General features: G+C 38.1%; 1 protein-coding gene and 1 pseudogene. Both read right to left on the bottom strand.

Annotation, left to right across the window (positions count from 1 at the left end; translation table 11 throughout):
- Window positions 1–224: pseudogene (locus AC25Y6_RS12675) on the bottom strand (hypothetical protein); the annotation flags it as partial.
- 287 nt (window positions 225–511) lie between these two features.
- Window positions 512–1,942: an immunoglobulin-like domain-containing protein gene (locus AC25Y6_RS12670; protein ID WP_488143275.1), complete on the bottom strand. Its 1,431-nt coding sequence runs from the start codon at window positions 1,940–1,942 to the stop codon at window positions 512–514.
- Window positions 1,943–2,482: the final 540 nt, after the last annotated feature.

The following is a 2,482-nucleotide window of genomic DNA, read 5'->3' as shown; positions in this document are numbered from 1 at the left end:
GCAGCAGCTTTGTCAGCAGCAGCTTTGTCAGCAGCGGCTTTGTCGGCAGCAGCTTTGTCAGCAGCAGCTTTGTCGGCAGCAGCTTTGTCGGCAACAGCTTTGTCAGCAGCTTCTGCTTTAACTACTTCTTTTGGCTCTTCCTTTACTCCTTCGGCTGAATCATTTCCACACGCTGCTAGTAATAGTACCGTTGATAACATTAGTAATGTGATAAGTTTCTTCAATTTCATACCTCCTAATGATGTAATAGTTCCATGGTACAACATTTATCGTCGAATGGTTAATAGCAGAAGGGGAGAATATTAGTAATCTAACAATGTCTCCCCATTAGTCCACCTTCCAACCGACATCGTCAAAAAAATTATCGGACTTGCGAAAGACTACGTTCCATACATTTAATAACATTGTTTTGGTTCGATAAGGTGGATAAACTTTTCAGGCATCACTTAGCTCTTAGTCGCATTGAATTCATGTTTTCTGATTACATCCACTATTAATTAATCACCTGTATTTATTCAGTAATTGTAAAATAAGCCGCTAAAGTAAATTGATTTTCTTTACCCTTATCTTTTTCTCCAAGCGACTGAACCAATCGATAGTCACCTTTTTCAAACTTTGCTGACTTGTAATATGTACCGGCGTGGACATTCGCCTCATATACTCCATTGGAATCTAATAAGTATACTATTAGCGGAAATGCCATTTCTGGATTAAGTGGAACTTTATACCACGAGTCATCTTTCTTTACTTCTAGATCATATTCATAGCGAAACCATCCATAAGTCAATTCACTTGAATTGGTAAATTTAAGTTTTAAATAATCTGTCGACTCGCTATAGCTTTCCTTGTCTAATTCCATCATTACACCTCCCGCAGAAGATGGTAGTTCACCATGAGGAGACTTCACTGCTTCAAAGATTTTAAACTCTGCTGCTAAAATAACACTGTCACCGTTAGCGCCACCAAGAGTTTGTACCACTCGATATTGACCAGCTTTAAGTGGTGATTCAAACATTTTGTCGTTAAGTGAGATAGACTCTTGGCGCTTTTCTCCAGTTTGCAACGTATAGATGATTGCCGGGAAAGCTATATCTTTGCTAAATGGAACTTTATGCCATGAACCACCTTTCATTACTTGTATTTCAAATACTGCTCCAAACATTTGATTAAACGGGTTATTGTTTGTGATTGTCAGTTTAGGTGTCTCTGATTTGCTGTAACTGTCTTTGTCCAGCGTCATAGATATACCTTCAGCAAAAGACGGAAGTGAGCCAGATCGATCTTGAATCGGAGTTGTTTTACTGGATTCAAAGATTCTATGAATCATCAGAGCGAGTTCTCCTCTTGTTATAGGATCTGCTGTGCCAAAGAGAGCTTCTGTCTTTCCTTGTACGATGCCATTAGCAACTAGAATTTGAACAGCCTTTTTGTATCGATCCCCTACATCGACAAACTTAATATTTGCTTTTTTATCAAATGGAAGCATTCTAGAAAGAATGATAGCCGCTTCCCCTCTTTTTAACGTGTCGTCAGATCCAAACAAGGTTTTAGTTTTGCCTCTAATGATTCCCGCCTCATAAAGAGCAGATACAGTGCGAACTGCACGTTGAGGAAGGTCTGTAAATGGCGCTCTCTTAGGATTTTTATTGAGTCCTTCGATGCCATAGTTTCCAACGATAATTGCCGCATCCACTCGTTTAAGTGGCTGAGAGACGCCAAACTGAGTTTCATTTATGCCTTGAGCAATGCCGTTAACCCACATAAACCAAACAGCGTGTGCATACCTCGTGCCGTTTGCATCATTTAATGGCGAGTATCCTATACCTAAATCTAATGGTGGCAACTCTGTCGATTGCTTCTCTGCGAACGCCGATGGAATAGATGAAGTGAATAGCGCTCCTACAAGTGCCGCTGTAGTTAAAATACGTTTGAACTTTTTCATAAACAACTTCTCCCCTTTTCCGTACTACTTAGTATGTAATACAGTATAGCAGAATGATGAGAAAATGGAATTCTATGTATTTAGATAATATCAAAGAAGAATCAATGGTTTGCTTGTTTTAAAGTAAGGATTCAAATAGAGTGGTTTCTGCATCTTGTGGGGATTTATTACAATTGCAAAATGGATTGAAAGATAAAGTGCAGAAGAATGAATATAATCTTCAACACCTTATTGTAAATAAAGATATTACTATAGAAGGAAAAAATATTTGATTACTCATATTGATAAAATTCAAACTGGAATTATGGGCATAAAGAGTGCATTTTGGTCAGACTGCAACTAGTGTTTTGTTTACATAGTCGCTAGTGCTCATAAAATAATGAAAGAGAGTTCAAATAAACGGCTAATAAAGTATGTTTCTTCCTGCACTAACGGGTGCTTTAGTGAAAGATAAGTTGTTTTCTCAAAACATTCTCATTCTTCAACTAAAGGGACAGCATTCCTGTTTGAAGGATGTTCGGGGTCTTGAAAGAAAAAAAG

This window comes from Sporosarcina sp. Y1004, from assembly GCF_057669665.1.
This window is presented reverse-complemented; position numbering and strand designations above follow the sequence as displayed.

What these genes read in the sequence shown, in the direction of transcription:
- AC25Y6_RS12670 (WP_488143275.1), bottom strand. Translation starts at nt 1,942, where the DNA reads ATGAAAAAGTTCAAACGTATTTTAACTACAGCGGCACTTGTAGGAGCG.